Source organism: Pseudomonas fluorescens (genome assembly GCF_902497875.1).
GTDB classification, from domain to species: Bacteria; Pseudomonadota; Gammaproteobacteria; order Pseudomonadales; family Pseudomonadaceae; genus Aquipseudomonas; species Aquipseudomonas fluorescens_BR.
In genome coordinates this window covers 1-16,227 of the sequence record NZ_CABVHY010000007.1, presented here as the reverse complement: position 1 = coordinate 16,227, position 16,227 = coordinate 1, and the positions used below count along the sequence as shown (strand labels likewise).

General features: G+C 61.2%; 20 protein-coding genes. 7 read left to right on the top strand and 13 right to left on the bottom strand.

Annotated features, from left to right (window positions below; translation table 11 throughout):
* Positions 1-107: 107 nt before the first annotated feature.
* Positions 108-1,991, top strand: a complete 1,884-nt coding sequence (locus F8N85_RS08335; protein WP_150803164.1) for a TonB-dependent receptor domain-containing protein — start codon at positions 108-110, stop codon at positions 1,989-1,991.
* 148 nt (positions 1,992-2,139) lie between these two features.
* On the opposite strand, the gene F8N85_RS08330 is transcribed toward F8N85_RS08335, so the two are convergent.
* From F8N85_RS08330 to nrdR, 12 genes are all read right to left on the bottom strand, one after another.
* On the bottom strand, positions 2,140-2,937 hold the full coding sequence (locus F8N85_RS08330) for a cobalamin-binding protein (protein ID WP_150803163.1): 798 nt from the start codon (positions 2,935-2,937) through the stop codon (positions 2,140-2,142).
* The gene (locus F8N85_RS08325; protein WP_150803162.1) at positions 2,937-3,356 is read right to left on the bottom strand and encodes an MFS transporter; all 420 of its coding nucleotides are present in this window, start codon (positions 3,354-3,356) and stop codon (positions 2,937-2,939) included. Before F8N85_RS08325 ends, F8N85_RS08330 begins: the two co-directional genes overlap by 1 nt.
* Positions 3,353-3,970, bottom strand: coding sequence for a GTP cyclohydrolase II (gene ribA / locus F8N85_RS08320; RefSeq protein WP_191624369.1), 618 nt, complete (start codon positions 3,968-3,970; stop codon positions 3,353-3,355). The genes F8N85_RS08325 and ribA overlap by 4 nt, the downstream gene beginning before the upstream one ends.
* Positions 3,971-4,243: 273 nt before the next feature.
* Positions 4,244-4,981, bottom strand: coding sequence for a substrate-binding periplasmic protein (locus tag F8N85_RS08315; RefSeq protein WP_150803160.1), 738 nt, complete (start codon positions 4,979-4,981; stop codon positions 4,244-4,246).
* 10 nt (positions 4,982-4,991) lie between these two features.
* Positions 4,992-5,495, bottom strand: coding sequence for a phosphatidylglycerophosphatase A (locus F8N85_RS08310; protein ID WP_008073949.1), 504 nt, complete (start codon positions 5,493-5,495; stop codon positions 4,992-4,994).
* Positions 5,492-6,457 carry a thiamine-phosphate kinase gene (gene thiL, locus F8N85_RS08305; protein ID WP_150803361.1) on the bottom strand — a complete coding sequence of 322 codons (966 nt, stop codon included), beginning with the start codon at positions 6,455-6,457 and terminating at the stop codon, positions 5,492-5,494. Before thiL ends, F8N85_RS08310 begins: the two co-directional genes overlap by 4 nt.
* A gap of 175 nt (positions 6,458-6,632) precedes the next feature.
* Positions 6,633-7,133 carry a transcription antitermination factor NusB gene (nusB, locus tag F8N85_RS08300; protein ID WP_150803159.1) on the bottom strand — a complete coding sequence of 167 codons (501 nt, stop codon included), beginning with the start codon at positions 7,131-7,133 and terminating at the stop codon, positions 6,633-6,635.
* Positions 7,130-7,606 (bottom strand): 6,7-dimethyl-8-ribityllumazine synthase, encoded by a 477-nt coding sequence (gene ribE, locus F8N85_RS08295; RefSeq protein ID WP_074871273.1) that lies wholly within the window; start codon positions 7,604-7,606, stop codon positions 7,130-7,132. The genes nusB and ribE overlap by 4 nt, the downstream gene beginning before the upstream one ends.
* Before the next feature lie 91 nt (positions 7,607-7,697).
* On the bottom strand, positions 7,698-8,789 hold the full coding sequence (gene ribBA, locus F8N85_RS08290; RefSeq protein ID WP_150643971.1) for a bifunctional 3,4-dihydroxy-2-butanone-4-phosphate synthase/GTP cyclohydrolase II: 1,092 nt from the start codon (positions 8,787-8,789) through the stop codon (positions 7,698-7,700).
* A gap of 16 nt (positions 8,790-8,805) precedes the next feature.
* Positions 8,806-9,483: a riboflavin synthase gene (locus tag F8N85_RS08285; protein ID WP_150803158.1), complete on the bottom strand. Its 678-nt coding sequence runs from the start codon at positions 9,481-9,483 to the stop codon at positions 8,806-8,808.
* Between the two features lie 46 nt (positions 9,484-9,529).
* Positions 9,530-10,663, bottom strand: coding sequence for a bifunctional diaminohydroxyphosphoribosylaminopyrimidine deaminase/5-amino-6-(5-phosphoribosylamino)uracil reductase RibD (gene ribD / locus F8N85_RS08280; protein WP_150803157.1), 1,134 nt, complete (start codon positions 10,661-10,663; stop codon positions 9,530-9,532).
* Positions 10,660-11,124, bottom strand: a complete 465-nt coding sequence (gene nrdR / locus F8N85_RS08275; protein WP_191624370.1) for a transcriptional regulator NrdR — start codon at positions 11,122-11,124, stop codon at positions 10,660-10,662. The genes ribD and nrdR overlap by 4 nt, the downstream gene beginning before the upstream one ends.
* 128 nt (positions 11,125-11,252) lie before the next feature.
* Between nrdR and F8N85_RS08270 the strand changes: the two genes are divergently transcribed.
* From F8N85_RS08270 to trxA, 3 genes are all read left to right on the top strand, one after another.
* Positions 11,253-11,714, top strand: coding sequence for a YbaY family lipoprotein (locus F8N85_RS08270; protein WP_150803156.1), 462 nt, complete (start codon positions 11,253-11,255; stop codon positions 11,712-11,714).
* On the top strand, positions 11,711-12,367 hold the full coding sequence (locus tag F8N85_RS08265; protein WP_150803155.1) for a class I SAM-dependent methyltransferase: 657 nt from the start codon (positions 11,711-11,713) through the stop codon (positions 12,365-12,367). The genes F8N85_RS08270 and F8N85_RS08265 overlap by 4 nt, the downstream gene beginning before the upstream one ends.
* 195 nt (positions 12,368-12,562) lie before the next feature.
* Positions 12,563-13,435 carry a thioredoxin gene (gene trxA / locus F8N85_RS08260; protein ID WP_150803154.1) on the top strand — a complete coding sequence of 291 codons (873 nt, stop codon included), beginning with the start codon at positions 12,563-12,565 and terminating at the stop codon, positions 13,433-13,435.
* A gap of 112 nt (positions 13,436-13,547) precedes the next feature.
* Here the strand turns inward: trxA and F8N85_RS08255 are convergent, their stop codons facing one another.
* Positions 13,548-13,895, bottom strand: a complete 348-nt coding sequence (locus F8N85_RS08255) for a hypothetical protein (protein WP_150803153.1) — start codon at positions 13,893-13,895, stop codon at positions 13,548-13,550.
* Positions 13,896-14,028: 133 nt separating this feature from the next.
* On the opposite strand from F8N85_RS08255, the gene F8N85_RS08250 reads away from it, so the two are divergent.
* From F8N85_RS08250 to F8N85_RS08240, 3 genes are all read left to right on the top strand, one after another.
* Positions 14,029-14,631, top strand: a complete 603-nt coding sequence (locus tag F8N85_RS08250; protein WP_150803152.1) for a DUF2796 domain-containing protein — start codon at positions 14,029-14,031, stop codon at positions 14,629-14,631.
* A 171-nt stretch (positions 14,632-14,802) separates the two neighbouring features.
* Positions 14,803-15,513: an ABC transporter ATP-binding protein gene (locus tag F8N85_RS08245; protein ID WP_150803151.1), complete on the top strand. Its 711-nt coding sequence runs from the start codon at positions 14,803-14,805 to the stop codon at positions 15,511-15,513.
* Between the two features lies 1 nt (position 15,514).
* Positions 15,515-16,227 (top strand): ABC transporter permease (locus F8N85_RS08240; protein WP_150803150.1); only part of this gene is annotated, 713 nt, incomplete at its 3' end.

The following is a 16,227-nucleotide window of genomic DNA, read 5'->3' as shown; positions in this document are numbered from 1 at the left end:
CTTTTGATCTTGCCCTTCGACAGCTCCGAAATCGCCAAAAGATCGCAGCCTTCGGCAGCTCCTACATAGGGGGCAGCGTCGAATCTGAATTCGCTAATGGATTACCGATGAAACTCTCCCGCCTCGCCCTGACGCTGACGTTGCTGCCTGCGGGGCATCTCCTTGCCGACACCTTCGAACGCGACCAGGCCCTGAAACTGCCCGATGTGCTGATCAGCGCCAATCGCCAGGTTGAAGCCCGCAACGACAGCAGCGCCGCCAACACAGTGTTCACCCGTGAAGACATCGACCGCCTGCAACCGAGCAGTGTGACTGACTTGCTGAGTCGGGTCCCGGGTGTGCAGGTCGCGCAAGCGGGTGGGCGTGGCAGTCTGCCGGGGATTTTCATTCGCGGCACCAAATCGGCGCAGAGCCTGGTGCTGGTGGACGGCCAGCGCATTGGCAATTCGACTTCGGGCGATAGCAATCTGCAACACCTGAACATCGATCAGATCGAACGTGTGGAAGTGCTGCGCGGTTCACGCTCGGTGATCTACGGCAGCGACGCGATTGGCGGGGTGATTCAGATCTTCACCCGCCGTGGCGCCGAACAGGGCCTGCAACCCCGTCTGCAGCTGGGTTTTGGCAGCAATCAGGCCTGGGAGCGTAGCCTGGGATTGTCCGGTGGCGATGCGCAAACCCGCTTCAATCTCGGGGCCAGCCTCGATGAAACTGCCGGGATCAATCGCACTCATGAGTCCTTCCCCAGCGACGGCGACCACGATGCTTACCGCAACAAATCCCTGAGCCTGAGCCTTAGTCACGCCTTCAACGATGACCTCGAAGCGGGCCTGAACCTGCTGGATAACCGTGGCAAAAGCGAGTTCGACAGCCCCTTCGGTCGCTTCGACATGAACACTTTCGAATCAGTCCAGCAGCAGCCCTACAGCGATTTCACCGTGAGCAGCGTCAGCAGCTACGTCGACGCGCGTATCAATGACATCTGGAAATCCCGCGTCGAGTTCGGCCATAGTGAAAACCGCGAAAAAACCATCGACACGCTCAGCGACGAACGCAGCGTATTCAACACCTATCGCGATTCGCTCAACTGGCAGAATGACCTGACACTCGATGACCGCAACAGCCTGATCCTCGGCGCCGACTGGTACGAAGACCGGATCAATAGCAGCACCGCCTTCGATGAAGACAGCCGCTGGAACCGCGCCGCGTTTATCCAGCATCGATTCCAGGCAGAAAGCTTTTCCACCGAGCTGGGCCTGCGCCGCGACCAGAATCAGCAATTTGGCAGCCAGAATAGCTGGAGCGGCACCATCACCCTGCCGTTGAACCCGGACAACGATGTGCTGCTGACCTACAGCGAAGGCTTCCGCGCACCGACCTTCAATGACCTCTACTATCCGGATTTCAGCAACCCGGACCTCAAGCCCGAGACCTCGAAAAGCTATGAGCTGCAGTGGCGCAGTCAGTTGAGCAATACCAGCCGCCTGGAGGCTTCGCTATACCGCACCGACCTTGAAGACGCGATTATCTTCGGCAAGAACTCTCGCCCGGAAAACGTCGCTTCGGCGCGAATCAATGGCGTCGAAGCCACACTCAAACAAGAGTTGTTCGGCTGGCAGAGCAACCTCGGCCTGGCGATCATCGACCCGCGCGACCGCGATACCGGTCACACCCTGAGCCGCCGCGCCCGACGCACCTTGAGCCTGGACCTCGATCGGCAATTCGACCGACTCGGCGTTGGCGCCAGCTGGCAAGCGGTGAGCAGCAGCTACGACGATGAGGACAACCAGAACCCGCTAGGCGGTTATGCCTTGCTCGGTTTGCGCAGCAGTTGGGCAGTGAATCGCCAGATCCGGCTGGAACTGAAAGTCGATAACCTGCTGGACAAGGCTTACAGCCGGGCGCTCTACAGCTTCGACGGGAATAACTATGGTTATCGCGAAGAAGGGCGGGCGTGGATGTTTGGGGTGACCTGGACGCCGGAGATCTAACCATGGATTGTGGGTGTCCCCACTGGCCTCATCGCGAGCAAGCTCGCTCCCACAAGTTATCAGGCGCTCACAGAATTGATGTCAGGCTCATACCCTGTGGGAGCGAGCTTGCTCCGGGCGGCGTTCCGACGATGCAGGCGCCTCGGTCTCACCGACCCGGCGCTATCAACTCACACAGTTTGGCCGTGGCATTGATCATCTGCCCACTCGGCCGCTCCAGGCCCTTGTCCGTCACCAATAGCAATCGCCCCTGAGCCACCGCCCTCACCTGCGGCCAGGCTTTCCAGGCATCGAGCTGCGCCTGATCGCCGGCCAGGATGACCTCGGGATTGCGCTGCAGCACCGATTCCAGATTGACCTGCGGCGCCGGCAGTTGCAGCTCGGCAAACACGTTACGAGCGCCGCAGACCTCCAGCGCATCGCTGATGATCTGCCCGCCGCCGACGGTGTACAGCGGCTGATCCCAGACCTGATAGAACACCTGCAATGGCTCGTTCCGCTGATAGCGCTGACGCAGCTCTGCCAGCTGCTTGCGCAGGTCCCCAGCGAGTTGTTGGCCACGCTGCGGCCGCCCGAGTTGTTCGGCAATGGCTTCGATCTGGGTGGTGAGTTGCTCGAGGCTGTGGGGTTCGGCGACGTAGGTGGGAATATTCAGCCGTTTGAGTTGCTCGCGCTGCGCCGGACCGACGCTGCCGGGCCAGAGCAACAGCAAGTCGGGCTTGAGGCTGAGCAGACGCTCCATGTCCAACTGACCGTAGCGCCCGACCGAGGGCACAGCGTTCAACTCAGGAGGTCGCTCACCGGCGTCGAGCACACCGACCAGCAGATCGGTAGAGCCCAGCTCTACGACGATTTCAGAGAGCGACGGTGCGAGGCTGACCACCCGTTCCACGGCCAGCGTCGAACCACTGAGGGCCAGCAGCAGAAGCGCCAGCCATCCGCGCATCAACCGAGCTGACGCGGAATACGGTAGAGGTAGAACAGCACCGTCGTCGACAGCGCCAGCAGAATCAGCGGCAGCGCTTCCAGGCCGACGAACACGGCTAATGCAGCGATCCAGGCAGGGAGCCCGGCAGCCAGGAACGCCGTGCGACGCTTGGCCGCCAAATTCACCCAGGCGGCAGGTTCTTCAGGAGTGTCGAGGGCTTTCTCGGTAGCGATCAAGCCGTGCTTGTAGCCACCAAAGAAACGCAGGCTGACAAACATCGACGCCAGGCCGGCGATAAAGAATGGCATGGCCAGCACCGGCAATACGGGCTCGGTCTGGCCGAACACCGCATTGATCACGAACAGCGGCAGCAAGGCCATCGCCAGGTACTGCCACCAGTTGACGGACAGGCGCCGTTTTACTTGACCGCGGGTCACGCCCGATCAGCCTCGCCCTGGTGCTCGTTGCCCATCATGTGGTCGAGCTTGCTGGCCTTGGTCGCCAGGTAGAGTTTGTTGTGCGGGTTGTGGCCAGTGTGCAGCGGGACGCGCTCGGCGACCACGATGCCCATGTCGGTCATGGCTTTGACCTTGCGCGGGTTGTTGGTCATCAACCGCAGGGATTTCACACCCAGGTGCTCGAGCATCGGCAGGCAGATGGCGTAGTCACGCTGGTCGGCGGCAAAGCCCAGACGCTCGTTGGCCTCGACCGTGTCGGCACCGCCATCCTGCAATTCATAGGCGCGGATCTTGTTCAGCAAACCAATGCCGCGGCCTTCCTGACGCAAATACAGCAATACGCCACGGCCTTCACGGGCAATGGCCTGCAAGGCCGCCTCGAGTTGCGAACCGCAGTCGCAACGCTGGCTGAACAACGCATCGCCGGTCAGGCATTCGGAATGCAACCGGCCGAGCACCGGTGCGCCATCAGCGAACTCACCCAGGCTGAGTACAACGTGCTCGCGGCCAGTGGCTTCATCGAGAAAGCCATGCATGGTGAATTGCGCAAAAGGGGTTGGCAGCTTGGAAGCAGCGACGAAAACGACGGGCACCGTGTGCTCCTGATCTGTATGAGGACTGGAGATTCGCAGAGGCGGCATTGTAACAGCAGGTTCCTACAGAAGCTTAGGCTGAATTATCGGCCATAAAGATCAAGAAGTTTGATCACTGCCCCGAAAAACCAGGTAACCACAAACCCCGTAGCAGCTGGCGAAGCCTGCGTTCGAGCGCGCAGCGGTCGCAAAATGTTCGACCGGGTTTACCCTGATGGAACCCGAATAGCGGAATACGACTGCTTCGCAGCCGAACGCAGGCTTCGCCAGCGGCTACATTTCTTCGAACGGGTAAGGTTGTTTCCAGCGTTCGAAGATCGGTCGCAACTGACCGTTTTTCACCAATAACGTCATGCGTTGATCGAACAGCGCCAAGAGTGCCCGGCCTCCAGGGGTGTCGGAGAACCCCAGAAACAACGGTAATCGAGCCAGGTACGTGCGTTTGTATAACGACGGATCCCGCGCTTCACTCAGTACGTAGTCGATCTCGCTCCGGGCGTCGAGATAATAATCGGCGTGACCGTGCTTGAGCATCGGCAAAATGCCGGTGCGGCGCTCGATTTGATTGAAACCGTGGATATTGGGCAAGTATTTCTCGTACTTGTAGCCGCGCACCCAGGTCAGTCGATATTTACCCAGAGTGGCCAGCGTCGGTGCCGGATTGCTGGCCAGGCCCAGTGCGTAAATGGGGTCGGCATCGTAGTGCCAGCGTGGATACAGCACATCGCCGACCTCATCTCGGTAGGATCCGACCACGGCATCCACTTCACGGCGCTGCACCAGCCCGATCGAGCGAGTGTAAGGTACCAAGCGGATCTGCAGCGTGACCCCGGCCGGTTCGAAGACTGCGCGCAACACATCCCAGGCCAGACCATGACCATCGGCGGCGGTGTAGTCGTTCCACTCCTCGCTGGCCAGGCGGATCTGGGAGGGAACTCTCGGCGATTCATGCGCCCGTGCCGCAGTGCACGACAACACGCAAAGCAGTATCAATAGCCAACGGCCAGTCATCCTTGTTCCCTCAGACGAAAAACCACACCAATCCCTGCATGGCCAACCAGGCAAACACCCCCGCCAACACATCGTCGAGCATGATCCCGACACCACCGTGGACATGCCGATCGATCCAGTGAATCGGCCACGGCTTGAGAATGTCGAAGAAGCGGAACATCAGGAAACCCGCCAATAGCCAGTACCAACCTTCCGGCACCAGCCACAGGGTTATCCACATTCCGACCATTTCGTCCCAGACGATGCCTTCGTGGTCATGTACCCGCAGGTCATCCGCCACCTTGCCGCACAGCCAGAAGCCGAACAGCATGGTGATGCCGAGCATCAGCCAGTAACCCCAGTCCGGCAACATCTGCCACAACGGGATAAAGGGTAGCGCCACCAGCGACCCCCAAGTGCCCGGCGCTTTTGGCAGGGTGCCTGAACCGAAGCCGAACGCCAGGAAATGCCAGGGATTACGCCAGACCGAAGGCGGCACGAACTCTGCCGGGACCTGCTTGGGGTGATCTGTCACGGTGTCTCCCGAAAATGTTGATAACCCCGGTTTGCCGGGGTGATATCTCGCCCATCGGCGTCCAAAAGCGTTACGCCCTGACCGCACACGACCCGTCCGAGTACCTGCACCGGCCAGCCATCGGCCAGTAAGTGCGGCAGCTCGACAGGAGGTAGGGTAAAGGCCAGCACATAATCGTCACCACCGCTCAAGGCGGCCTCTTCGGCGGCTTGCTGGCCGAGAAACGCTACCAACGCCCGGGACAGTGGCAGCTTGTCCCGTTCAACCTGCAAACCGACGCCGGAGGCGAGCGCGATGTGCCCACAGTCCGCCAGCAATCCGTCCGAGATATCCAGCGCCGAGGTCGCTTTGCCACGCAGTGCCAGGCCCAACGCCAGCTGTGGCTGCGGCGACCAGTAGTGCGCCAGCAACGGCTCGGCGATGGCAGGTTCGGCTGTACGCTGCCCCAACACCAGCGGCAAGGCACCCGCCCCATTACCCAGCTCGCCACCGACGCACAACAGATCCCCCGGCTGCGCGCCGCTGCGGGTCAGGGCCAAACCGGCGGGCACGCGGCCGAACACGGTCATGGTCAGGCTCAGCGGGCCACGGGTGGTATCGCCGCCCACCAGACGCACACCGCAGCTTTGCGCCATGGCGTTCAATCCACGGGCGAAGGCTTGCAGCCAATCGGCAGCAACCGTCGGCAAGGTCAGAGCAAGGGTAAACGCGAGAGGTGTTGCTCCCATGGCTGCCAGATCACTGACCGCCACCGCCAGCGAACGCTGGCCGAGCAGAAAAGGCTCGCAGGGGTCTGCGAAATGTACACCGGCCACCAGAGTGTCGGTGGAGATAGCCAACTGTTCCCCCGCGGGAACAGCCAGCAGAGCGCAGTCGTCACCGATCCCCAATGCCACGCCAGCGCCGACCAGCGCACAAGGCGCGGTGGCGAAGTAGTTACGGATCAGCTCAAACTCGCCCATGACGGTGTCCTGTCTCACCAATACTGTTCCTTTTTGGCGGCATCTGTTGTCGCCATACTGCGTTGCCGCTCCTCGCCATAGCGGGCTATGACGTGTCGCGGCGCCTTGTCTGGCAACAATAGCCACTCACCAAAAAACGCAACGTATTGGCGAGACAGGACACTGCAAGCGCGAATTAGCGCTTGAACGCCTTCACTTCAGCTTCACGCAGGCGTGGGGCCAGCTTGTCGAGCACACCGTTGACGAACTTGTGGCCATCGGTGGAACCGTAGACCTTGGCCAGTTCGATACCTTCGTTGATCACCACGCGGTATGGAACATCGACGCGCTTGAGCAGCTCCCAGGTGGACAGGCGCAAAACCGCCAGTTCAACCGGGTCGAGCTCGTCGATGGTGATGTCCAGGCACGGAGCGAGGGCAGAATCGATCTCGGTCTTGTGCGCCGGCACGCCGTGCAGGATGTCGTGGCAGTAGGCGGCATCGACATCGCTGAAATCGTTATCGACCCGGAACTGCGCTTCGATTTCGTTCAGCGAAGTTTTGGCCATGTGCCATTGATACAACGCCTGAGTCGCGAGCTGACGGGCTTCGCGACGCTTGACGCTCTTGGATGGCTTGCCAGCGTCCGCAGGTTTCGGATCGCGCGGGTTGAAACGATCGCTTTCGTCGCTAATCACTTGGCCTCCAACTGCGCCAGCAGGCTGACCATTTCCAGAGCGGACAGGGCCGCTTCGGCACCTTTGTTACCGGCCTTGGTGCCGGAACGTTCGATGGCTTGCTCGATCGAGTCGACAGTCAGCACGCCAAAGGCAACCGGCACGCCGAACTCCATGGACACCTGGGACAAGCCCTTGGTGCATTCGCCCGCCACGTATTCGAAGTGCGGAGTGCCGCCACGAATGACCGCGCCCAAGGCGATGATTGCCGCGTATTCGCCCTTTTGAGCGACTTTCTGCGCAACCAGCGGAATTTCGAAGGCGCCAGGCGCACGGATGATGGTGATGTCGCTTTCGCTCACGCCATGGCGAACCAGGGCATCAACGGCACCGCTTACCAGGCTTTCGACGACGAAGCTGTTGAAGCGGCCGACCACCAGGGCATAGCGGCCTTTGGGGGCGATGAAGGTACCTTCGATGGTCTTCAGGGTCATTCGATAAATCTCTTAAAGAGCCAGAGCGCGTTCAGTACGCGCTCTATTAATGATATTTGAACCGCGAATCAAAGGCCGGAACTGCCGGTCTTTATTCGGAGGGCACGTATTCTACAACTTCCAGATCGAAACCGGATATCGCATTAAATTTCATGGGTGCGCTCATCAAGCGCATTTTGCGCACGCCGAGGTCACGCAGGATCTGCGAACCGGCACCGACGATGCTGTAGGTGGTCGGTTTTTTTGCCGGAATGTGCTCCGCGGTTTCGCGGATATGCGCCAGTACCACGTCACCATCGAGTGGGTGCCCGAGCAACAGCACCACACCGCTGCCGGCTTCGGCTACTGCGCTCATGGCGGCGCGCAGGCTCCAGCGGCCGGGCTGCTTGACCATCAGCAGGTCACGCAGCGGGTCCATATTGTGTACACGAACCAGGGTCGGCTCATCGGCGCAAATGGTGCCCAGGGTCAGCGCCATGTGCACGTCGCCTTCCACTGAATCACGATAGGTCACCAGGTTGAACTGACCCAGTTCGCTGTCCAATGGCTGCTCGGCAATCCGCTGAACGGTACGTTCGTGGATCATCCGGTAATGAATCAGGTCGGCGATGGTGCCGATCTTGATGTTGTGTTCGGCGGCAAAGGCTTCCAGCTCTGTGCGACGGGACATGGTGCCGTCGTCGTTCATCACTTCGCAGATCACCCCGCTCGGCTCGAAACCGGCCATCCGCGCCAGATCGCACGCAGCTTCGGTGTGACCGGCGCGAGCCAGGGTGCCGCCGGCCTGGGCCATCAGCGGGAAGATGTGACCAGGGCTGACGATGTCTTCGGCCTTGGCGTCCTTGGCGGCGGCAGCCTGCACGGTGCGCGCACGGTCGGCAGCGGAGATGCCGGTGGTCACGCCTTCGGCGGCTTCAATAGAGACGGTGAACTTGGTGCCGAAGCCGGAACCGTTGCGCGGCGCCATCAATGGCAGCTTGAGCAGTTCGCAGCGCTCGCGGCTCATCGGCATGCAGATCAGGCCGCGGGCGTGCTTGGCCATGAAGTTGATGTGCTCGGGCAGGCAGCACTCGGCGGCCATGATCAGGTCGCCTTCGTTCTCGCGGTCTTCGTCATCCATGAGGATGACCATCTTGCCTTGGCGGATGTCTTCGACCAGTTCTTCGATGCTATTGAGCGCCACGCGGCACCCCCTTGGGTCAGGATTTGAGGTAGCCGTTTTCGGCCAGAAAGCTTTCGGTGATGTTACTGGACGGTCTTTGCGAAGAGTCAGACTCTGCGGCCTTGTCACCCATAAGAAGGCGTTCCAGATAACGTGCCAGCAAGTCGACTTCGAGGTTCACCCGGCGACCTGGCTGGTAAGACGCCATGATGGTTTCGCTCAGGGTGTGGGGAATGATCGTCAGCAAGAACTCGGCGCCATCGACCGCGTTCACGGTCAGGCTGGTGCCGTCGACGGTGATCGAGCCTTTATGGGCAATGTATTTGGCCAGTTCTTTCGGCGCACGGATGCGGAATTCCACGGCACGGGCATTCTCGGTACGGGCGACCACTTCACCCACGCCATCGACGTGACCGCTGACCAGATGCCCGCCGAGGCGAGTAGTCGGGGTCAGGGCTTTTTCCAGGTTCACCGGGCTGCCGCTTTTCAAGTCATTCATTGCGGTGCAGTCGAGGGTTTCGCGACTGACGTCTGCCGCAAAGCCATTGCCTGGCAGCTCAACCGCGGTCAGGCAGACGCCGTTTACCGCAATGCTATCGCCCAGTTTGACGTCGCTCAGATCGAGCTTGCCGGTTTCTACGTGTACTCGCACATCTCCGCCTTTTGGAGTCAATGCACGAATACTGCCGATGGATTCGATGATGCCGGTAAACATGGAGTCCTCCTCGAGAACAGGGCCGTCGCTTGGCGCAGGCCGGGAATTATACGCCCGCAGGTGGCAAAGGAACGGCAGTGACTCGCCAGTCATCGCCAACCGCGCGGATTTCAATGATTTTCAGCTGCGGCGCCTCACTCATCAGTTCCAGCGGCCAGTCCAGCAATGGACGTGCCGATGAACCGAGAACCTTGCCGGCGATGAAGATTTGATACTCATCCACCAGCCCTTGCTGAGCGAAAGCCCCCGCCAGACGCGGACCGGCTTCCACCAGCACGTCATTGACGCCACGGGCCGCCAGAGCAATCAGCAGCTTGCGCAGGTCAACCTGGCCATCGTCACCAGGCACGATCAGACACTCCGGGCCATTGGCGTACTGCTCTTCCACCGCGACACAGGTGGCGACCAGCGCCGGCCCGGCCTTGAAAAACGGCGCGTCGAGGGGCACCCGCAAGCGGCCGTCGATCAATACACGCAAGGGTGGTCGGCTCAGCGCCAGCGCGGTTTGCTCAGGATCCAGTCCCAGTTCGCCAGCACGCACCGTCAACCGGGCGCCGTCCGCCAATACCGTGTCGGCGCCGGTCAAGACCACACTGGCCTGGGCTCGCAGGCGCTGCACCGCAGAACGCGCGGCGGGGCCGGTGATCCATTGGCTTTCACCGCTGGCCATGGCCGTACGACCATCCAGGCTCATGGCCAGCTTGACCCGCACAAAGGGCAGACCGTGCTCCATGCGCTTGAGGAAACCTTGATTGATCGCCCGCGCCTCGCCTTCCAGCACACCGCTGTGGATCGCAATGCCGGCCCGTGCCAGGCGCTGCATGCCACGACCGGCAACCTGCGGATTGGGGTCCTGCATGGCCGCGACGACCCGCGCCACGCCGGCATTCACCAGTGCATCGGAACACGGCGGCGTACGGCCGTGATGGCTGCACGGTTCCAGGGTCACATAGACCGTGGCACCGCGGGCGTTTACCCCGGCGGCGCGCAAGGCGTGGACTTCGGCGTGTGGCTCGCCGGTACGCACATGCCAGCCTTCGCCGACAATCTGGCCGTCACGCACGATCACGCAACCCACTCGCGGATTAGGGTGAGTGGTGTAAAGGCCTTTGCGCGCCAGCTTCAGGGCTCGCGCCATGTAGTGGGCGTCGAGAACGGCCTGCTCTGAGGAAATAGTCATTCTTTGGCGGGCTCACGGGCGAGGCGATCGATCTCTTCGCGGAACTCATTGAGGTCCTGGAAGCGTCGATACACCGAGGCGAAACGAATGTAGGCGACTTCATCGAGCTTTTGCAGCTCGGCCATCACCAGCTCACCAACGACCAGGGATTTGACCTCGCGCTCGCCGGTGGCTCGCAGTTTGTGTTTGATATGCACCAGCGACGACTCCAGGCGCTCGACGCTCACCGGACGTTTTTCCAGGGCGCGCTGCATACCGGCACGCAGTTTTTCTTCGTCGAACGGCTGACGGCTGCCGTCGGTTTTGATCAGGCGCGGCAACACCAGCTCGGCGGTTTCGAAGGTGGTGAAACGCTCACCGCAGGCCAGGCATTCGCGCCGACGACGCACCTGCTCGCCCTCGGCGACCAGACGCGAGTCGATGACTTTGGTGTCGTTGGCACCGCAGAAGGGACAGTGCATGGTGGCAGGCAACAAAAAAAGGGAGGGCCATGGTAGCGCATCCCACTGGCAAGACAAGCCATAGGCTTTACGGTATATAGACTGCCTACTATGTACGCACACGGAACTTAGCCTTGCTGGAGCTACACATGCCGCTACGACCGCTCGTTTTGCTCAGTCTTTTCAGCCTGCTGGTCGCGTGCAGCAGCGCACCCAAACCCGCGGCACCGGTACCGGGGCCCGCGCCAGAGCAGGCGCAGAAGAAAGCCCGGGCGTCGGCCGATCTCGGTCCGCTGCCGGCCTACCAACGGGAGTTGAGCGGCAGCCTGCAAGGGGTGCCGGCTGGCGCCGAGGTCGAACTCGCGCTGCTGGTGGTCGACGAACGCGACCGGCCACAACAACTGCTCGCCAGTTCCAATCTGATTGGCAACAACCAGGTGCTGCCGTTCCGCCTGCGTTTCAATCCAGAGTCCTTCCCGGTCGGCGCTCGCGTCGAATTGCGGGGTCGCGCCAGCCAATCCGGGCAGCTGATTCTGCACCTGCCGACGCAACGCATCAGCCAACCGACCACCCAGGCCCTGGGCCAACTGCAATTCGTCAAAGCGCCATGAATGCACCGCTCGACCTGCAACAAGCGTTGGGCGAACTGCTCGGTGACGCGAAACTTGTTTCCTGTCCGTTGCCCGAGACCGAGCTTCGGCTCTGGCTAATCGATGCCGAAAACATGGATCGCGCCTTCACCCCGGATGAAACCCGGCGAATCCTGCATGAACCGCCTTACTGGGGTTTCTGCTGGGCCAGTGGTCTGGCATTGGCGCGTTATCTGGCCGAACGCCCGTACTGGGTCGAAGGCAAACGGGTGCTGGATTTCGGCGCTGGGTCCGGGGTTGCCGCAATTGCGGCGGCCAAGGCCGGTGCGCTGGAAGTCGTGGCCTGCGATCTTGATCCCCTGGCCATTGCCGCCTGTCGGGCGAATGCCGAGCTCAATGGCGTGGAACTGAGCTATTCAAGTGACTTTTTCGACGAGGCAGATCGTTTCGACCTGATCCTGGTGGCGGATGTGCTGTATGACCGAACCAACCTGCCGTTGCTCGACGAATTTCTGAGCCGAGGCCGGGAAGCCCTGGTGGCGGATTCGCGGGTGCGGGATTTCCGGCATCCGCTGTATCAGCGACTGGAGATGCTGGAAGCCTTGACCTTGCCGGATCTGGCCGAGCCGGAAGAGTTTCGGCATGTGAGCCTGTACCACGCGCGGCGTGGCTGATACCGCCAAAAGATCGCAGCCTGCGGCAGCGCCTTGTCGACCGCGATCTTTTTCGGTATCCGCGTGTAAACCCGGTCCGTAAGAGCTGCTGGAGGCTGCGATCTATTGCGCCAGCCCTTGTAGGAGCTGCCGAAGGCTGCGATCTTTTGCGCCAGCCCTTATAGTGAGCCCATTCACGCTCCCAAGAGATCCCCCATGAGTCAGGACACGCCGTATATCTTCGACGCCAGCACTGCCGATTTCGACCAGTCGGTGATCGAAAACTCTTTCCACAAACCGGTGCTGGTGGATTTCTGGGCCGAATGGTGTGCGCCGTGCAAGGCGCTGATGCCGATGCTGCAGCAGATTGCCGAGAGCTATCAGGGCGAGTTGCTGCTGGCCAAGGTCAATTGCGACGCCGAACCGGACATTGTCGCCCGCTTCGGCATTCGCAGCCTGCCGACCGTGGTGCTGTTCAAGGACGGCCAACCGGTAGACGGTTTTGCCGGTGCGCAACCGGAGTCCGCGGTCCGGGCGTTGCTCGAGCCCCATGTACAAATGCCGCCGCCAGCAGCTACCGATCCCTTCGAGCAGGCTCAGGCGCTGTTCAGTGAAGGTCGTTTCGCTGACGCCGAAGCCGCGCTGAAAACCCTTTTGAGCGAAGACAGCAGCAACGCCAAGGCGCTGATCCTCTATGCCCGCTGCCTGGCCGAACGCGGCGAGCTGAGCGAAGCACAGACCGTGCTCGACTCCGTCCAGGGCGATGAACACAAAGCCGCGCTGGCCGGTGCCAAGGCGCAACTGAAGTTTCTCGGTCAAGCTGCTGACTTGCCGGATGTCGCGGACCTGAAAACCCGCCTGGCGCAAAACCCGCTGGACGATGAAGCGGCCTACCAACTGGCCATTCAGCAACTGGCCCGCCAGCAATACGACGCGGCATTGGATGGGTTGCTAAAGCTGTTCATCCGCAATCGCAGCTACAGCGAGGGCCTGCCGCATAAAACCTTGCTGCAAGTGTTCGACCTGCTGGGTAACGATCACCCACTGGTCACCACGTACCGCCGCAAGCTGTTCGCCGCGTTGTACTGATCGGGTTTGCACGCGGACCGTGTAGGAGCTGCCGCAGGCTGCGATCTTTTGATCTTGCTTTTACGGCGGTTGAATCGCCTGAAGATCAAAAGATCGCAGCCTTCGCCCGCTCCTACGCTGGCTCGCGCCAGCTGTAGATCGGCGTATCCCCACCGCTCACCACCTTGACCTCGGCACAATGGCGCAAACGCACCAGCAGGCGTTTGCCAGCCGCCGCGCTGCCGGTCAGGGCCTCCATCTGCTCAAGCAGATCCGGCCCGCTCAATTGCCCGGCCTTGCGCAACAGGTCCTTGGCGGTTTGCCACAGCGCATCGTCCTGATTCGCCGGCATGGCCGCAGGCGCAGCGCTCTCAGGCTTGGCCGCCTGCAACTGCGCACCCAACTGCGCCCAATCACCTGCATCGAGCTCCAGAGTCAAATCCACCGGCCATTCACCGATGCTTCCACGAATCCGCAACATAGGTTTTCCCTCAGGTTTCTGATGAGCATGCTCCCATGCGTCTTGCATAACGCCAAGCAGGCGGTCAAACTCCCGCCGATATTGTTATAAGATCACATAACATAATCTTCATCTTCTTTCTCGGAGACCTGCCATGCGCCGTCTGCTACTCGCCTTGCCGTTTGCCCTGTTGCCGCTGGCTGTCGCCCAGGCTGCCGAGGTCCATGACCATGATCACACGCATGAACACGGCAGCCTCGGCACCCACGAACATGGCGTCGGGCGATTGAATGCGGCGCTGGACGGCCAGACCCTGGAGCTGGAACTGGAAAGCCCGGCGATGAACCTGGTGGGCTTTGAACACGTGGCCAGCACCGATGCCGACAAGGCCAAGGTCGCCGCCGTCCGTGCGCAACTGGAAAAACCCCTGGTGCTGTTCAACCTGCCGAAAGCCGCCGGTTGCATGGTGGCTAAGCAGGAACTGGAAAGCCCCTTGTTCGGCGACAAGCCGGATGCCGAAGACGACCACGACGAAGAGGCCAAGGGCTCCGATGGCCATGAGCATCACAATGATCACAGCGAAATCCACGCCCATTACCAGTTCACCTGTGCCACCCCTGGCGCGCTGAAGAACCTGGACCTGGCGAACATCTTCAATACCTTCCCGGCGACCCAGAAGATTCAGGTACAACTGATCAGCCCAGGTGGGCAGCAAGGGGTTGAAGTGATGGCCAAGGCTGCCACTCTGAAGTTCTGAATCACGAGATCTCGGGCTTGACACTTAACCTGTGGGAGCGGGCTTGCCCGCGAAGAAGTCACTGCGGTTTTTCAGGTACACCGCGTTATCGTTCTTCGCGGGCAAGTCGGATCGCCGCACCGCCGCCCCCACAAGGACCGCGTATGACTTCACAGACGATATCTATTTCACATGACCCAAGCACTTATCGAACTGTCTGACCTGAGCTTCAGTTGGCCAGGACATCCGCAGTTGCTGGACATCCCGGCGTTTCGCCTGGACGCCGGTGAAACGCTGTTCCTCAAAGGTCCCAGCGGCAGCGGCAAGACCACACTGCTCGGCCTGCTCGGCGGGGTGCAAAAGCCCGATCGCGGCAGCATTCGCCTGCTCGGCCAGGAATTGACCGAACTTTGCGCCGGCGCCCGCGATCACTTTCGGGTCGATCACACCGGCTACATCTTCCAGCAGTTCAACTTGCTGCCGTTTCTCTCGGTGCGCGAGAACGTTGAACTGCCCTGCCACTTCTCGAAACTGCGCGCCAGCCGTGCTATCCAGCGCCACGGCAGTGTCGATCAGGCCGCTGCCACGCTGCTCGCGCACCTGGGGCTGAAAGATCCAGCACTGCTTGGCAGACGTGCCGATTCATTGTCCATCGGCCAGCAACAACGGGTTGCCGCGGCCCGGGCGCTGATCGGCCAGCCGGAGTTGGTGATCGCCGACGAGCCGACTTCGGCGCTGGACTATGACGCCCGCGAGGCGTTTATCCGTTTGTTGTTCGCCGAATGCCGCGATGCAGGGGCCAGCCTGTTGTTCGTCAGCCACGATCAAAGCCTGGCGCCGTTGTTCGATCGCAATCTGTCGCTGGCCGAACTCAATCGCGCCGCCACACCGTTCGAGGTTTGAGATGTATTTGTTTCGTCTAGCCATGGCCAGCCTGGCTAACCGCCGCTTCACCGCGATCCTTACCGCGTTCGCCATCGCCTTGTCGGTGTGCCTGTTGCTGGCGGTCGAGCGTGTGCGCACCGAAGCCCGCGCCAGTTTCGCCAGTACTATCAGCGGCACGGACCTGATCGTCGGCGCCCGTTCCGGATCGGTCAACCTATTGCTGTACTCGGTGTTCCGCATTGGCAACGCCACCAATAATATCCGCTGGGACAGCTTCGAACATTTCGCCAGCAACCCGAAGGTGAAGTGGGCGATCCCGATGTCCCTCGGCGATTCCCATCGAGGTTATCGAGTGATGGGCACCACCGACGCCTACTTCCAGCACTACCAGTACGGTCGTCAACAACGCCTGCAACTGGCCGGAGGCCGCGCCTTCGCCAGCGACCCGTTTGAAGTGGTACTCGGTGCCGAGGTCGCTGACGCCCTGCATTACAAACTCGGCGACAAACTGGTGCTGGCCCACGGCGTGGCGGTGATCAGCCTGGTCAAACACGACGACAAACCGTTCACCGTGGTCGGCATTCTCAAGCGCACCGGCACCCCGGTGGACCGCACGCTGCACATCAGCCTCGGCGGCATGGAAGCCATCCATATCGACTGGCAGAACGGCGCGCCGGCCAGGGGCAACGGTCGCATCAGCGCCGATCAGGCACGCAACATGGACCTGACACC

Coding starts and splice junctions, on each gene's coding strand:
- F8N85_RS08330 (WP_150803163.1), bottom strand. CDS start 2,937: ATGCGCGGATGGCTGGCGCTTCTGCTGCTGGCCCTCAGTGGTTCGACG.
- F8N85_RS08270 (WP_150803156.1), top strand. CDS start 11,253: ATGCCGCTACGACCGCTCGTTTTGCTCAGTCTTTTCAGCCTGCTGGTC.
- F8N85_RS08315 (WP_150803160.1), bottom strand. CDS start 4,981: ATGACTGGCCGTTGGCTATTGATACTGCTTTGCGTGTTGTCGTGCACT.
- F8N85_RS08250 (WP_150803152.1), top strand. CDS start 14,029: ATGCGCCGTCTGCTACTCGCCTTGCCGTTTGCCCTGTTGCCGCTGGCT.
- nrdR (WP_191624370.1), bottom strand. CDS start 11,124: ATGCACTGTCCCTTCTGCGGTGCCAACGACACCAAAGTCATCGACTCG.
- F8N85_RS08245 (WP_150803151.1), top strand. CDS start 14,803: ATGACCCAAGCACTTATCGAACTGTCTGACCTGAGCTTCAGTTGGCCA.
- F8N85_RS08265 (WP_150803155.1), top strand. CDS start 11,711: ATGAATGCACCGCTCGACCTGCAACAAGCGTTGGGCGAACTGCTCGGT.
- ribE (WP_074871273.1), bottom strand. CDS start 7,606: ATGACCCTGAAGACCATCGAAGGTACCTTCATCGCCCCCAAAGGCCGC.
- F8N85_RS08335 (WP_150803164.1), top strand. CDS start 108: ATGAAACTCTCCCGCCTCGCCCTGACGCTGACGTTGCTGCCTGCGGGG.
- F8N85_RS08285 (WP_150803158.1), bottom strand. CDS start 9,483: ATGTTTACCGGCATCATCGAATCCATCGGCAGTATTCGTGCATTGACT.
- ribD (WP_150803157.1), bottom strand. CDS start 10,663: ATGACTATTTCCTCAGAGCAGGCCGTTCTCGACGCCCACTACATGGCG.
- thiL (WP_150803361.1), bottom strand. CDS start 6,457: ATGGGCGAGTTTGAGCTGATCCGTAACTACTTCGCCACCGCGCCTTGT.
- trxA (WP_150803154.1), top strand. CDS start 12,563: ATGAGTCAGGACACGCCGTATATCTTCGACGCCAGCACTGCCGATTTC.
- F8N85_RS08255 (WP_150803153.1), bottom strand. CDS start 13,895: ATGTTGCGGATTCGTGGAAGCATCGGTGAATGGCCGGTGGATTTGACT.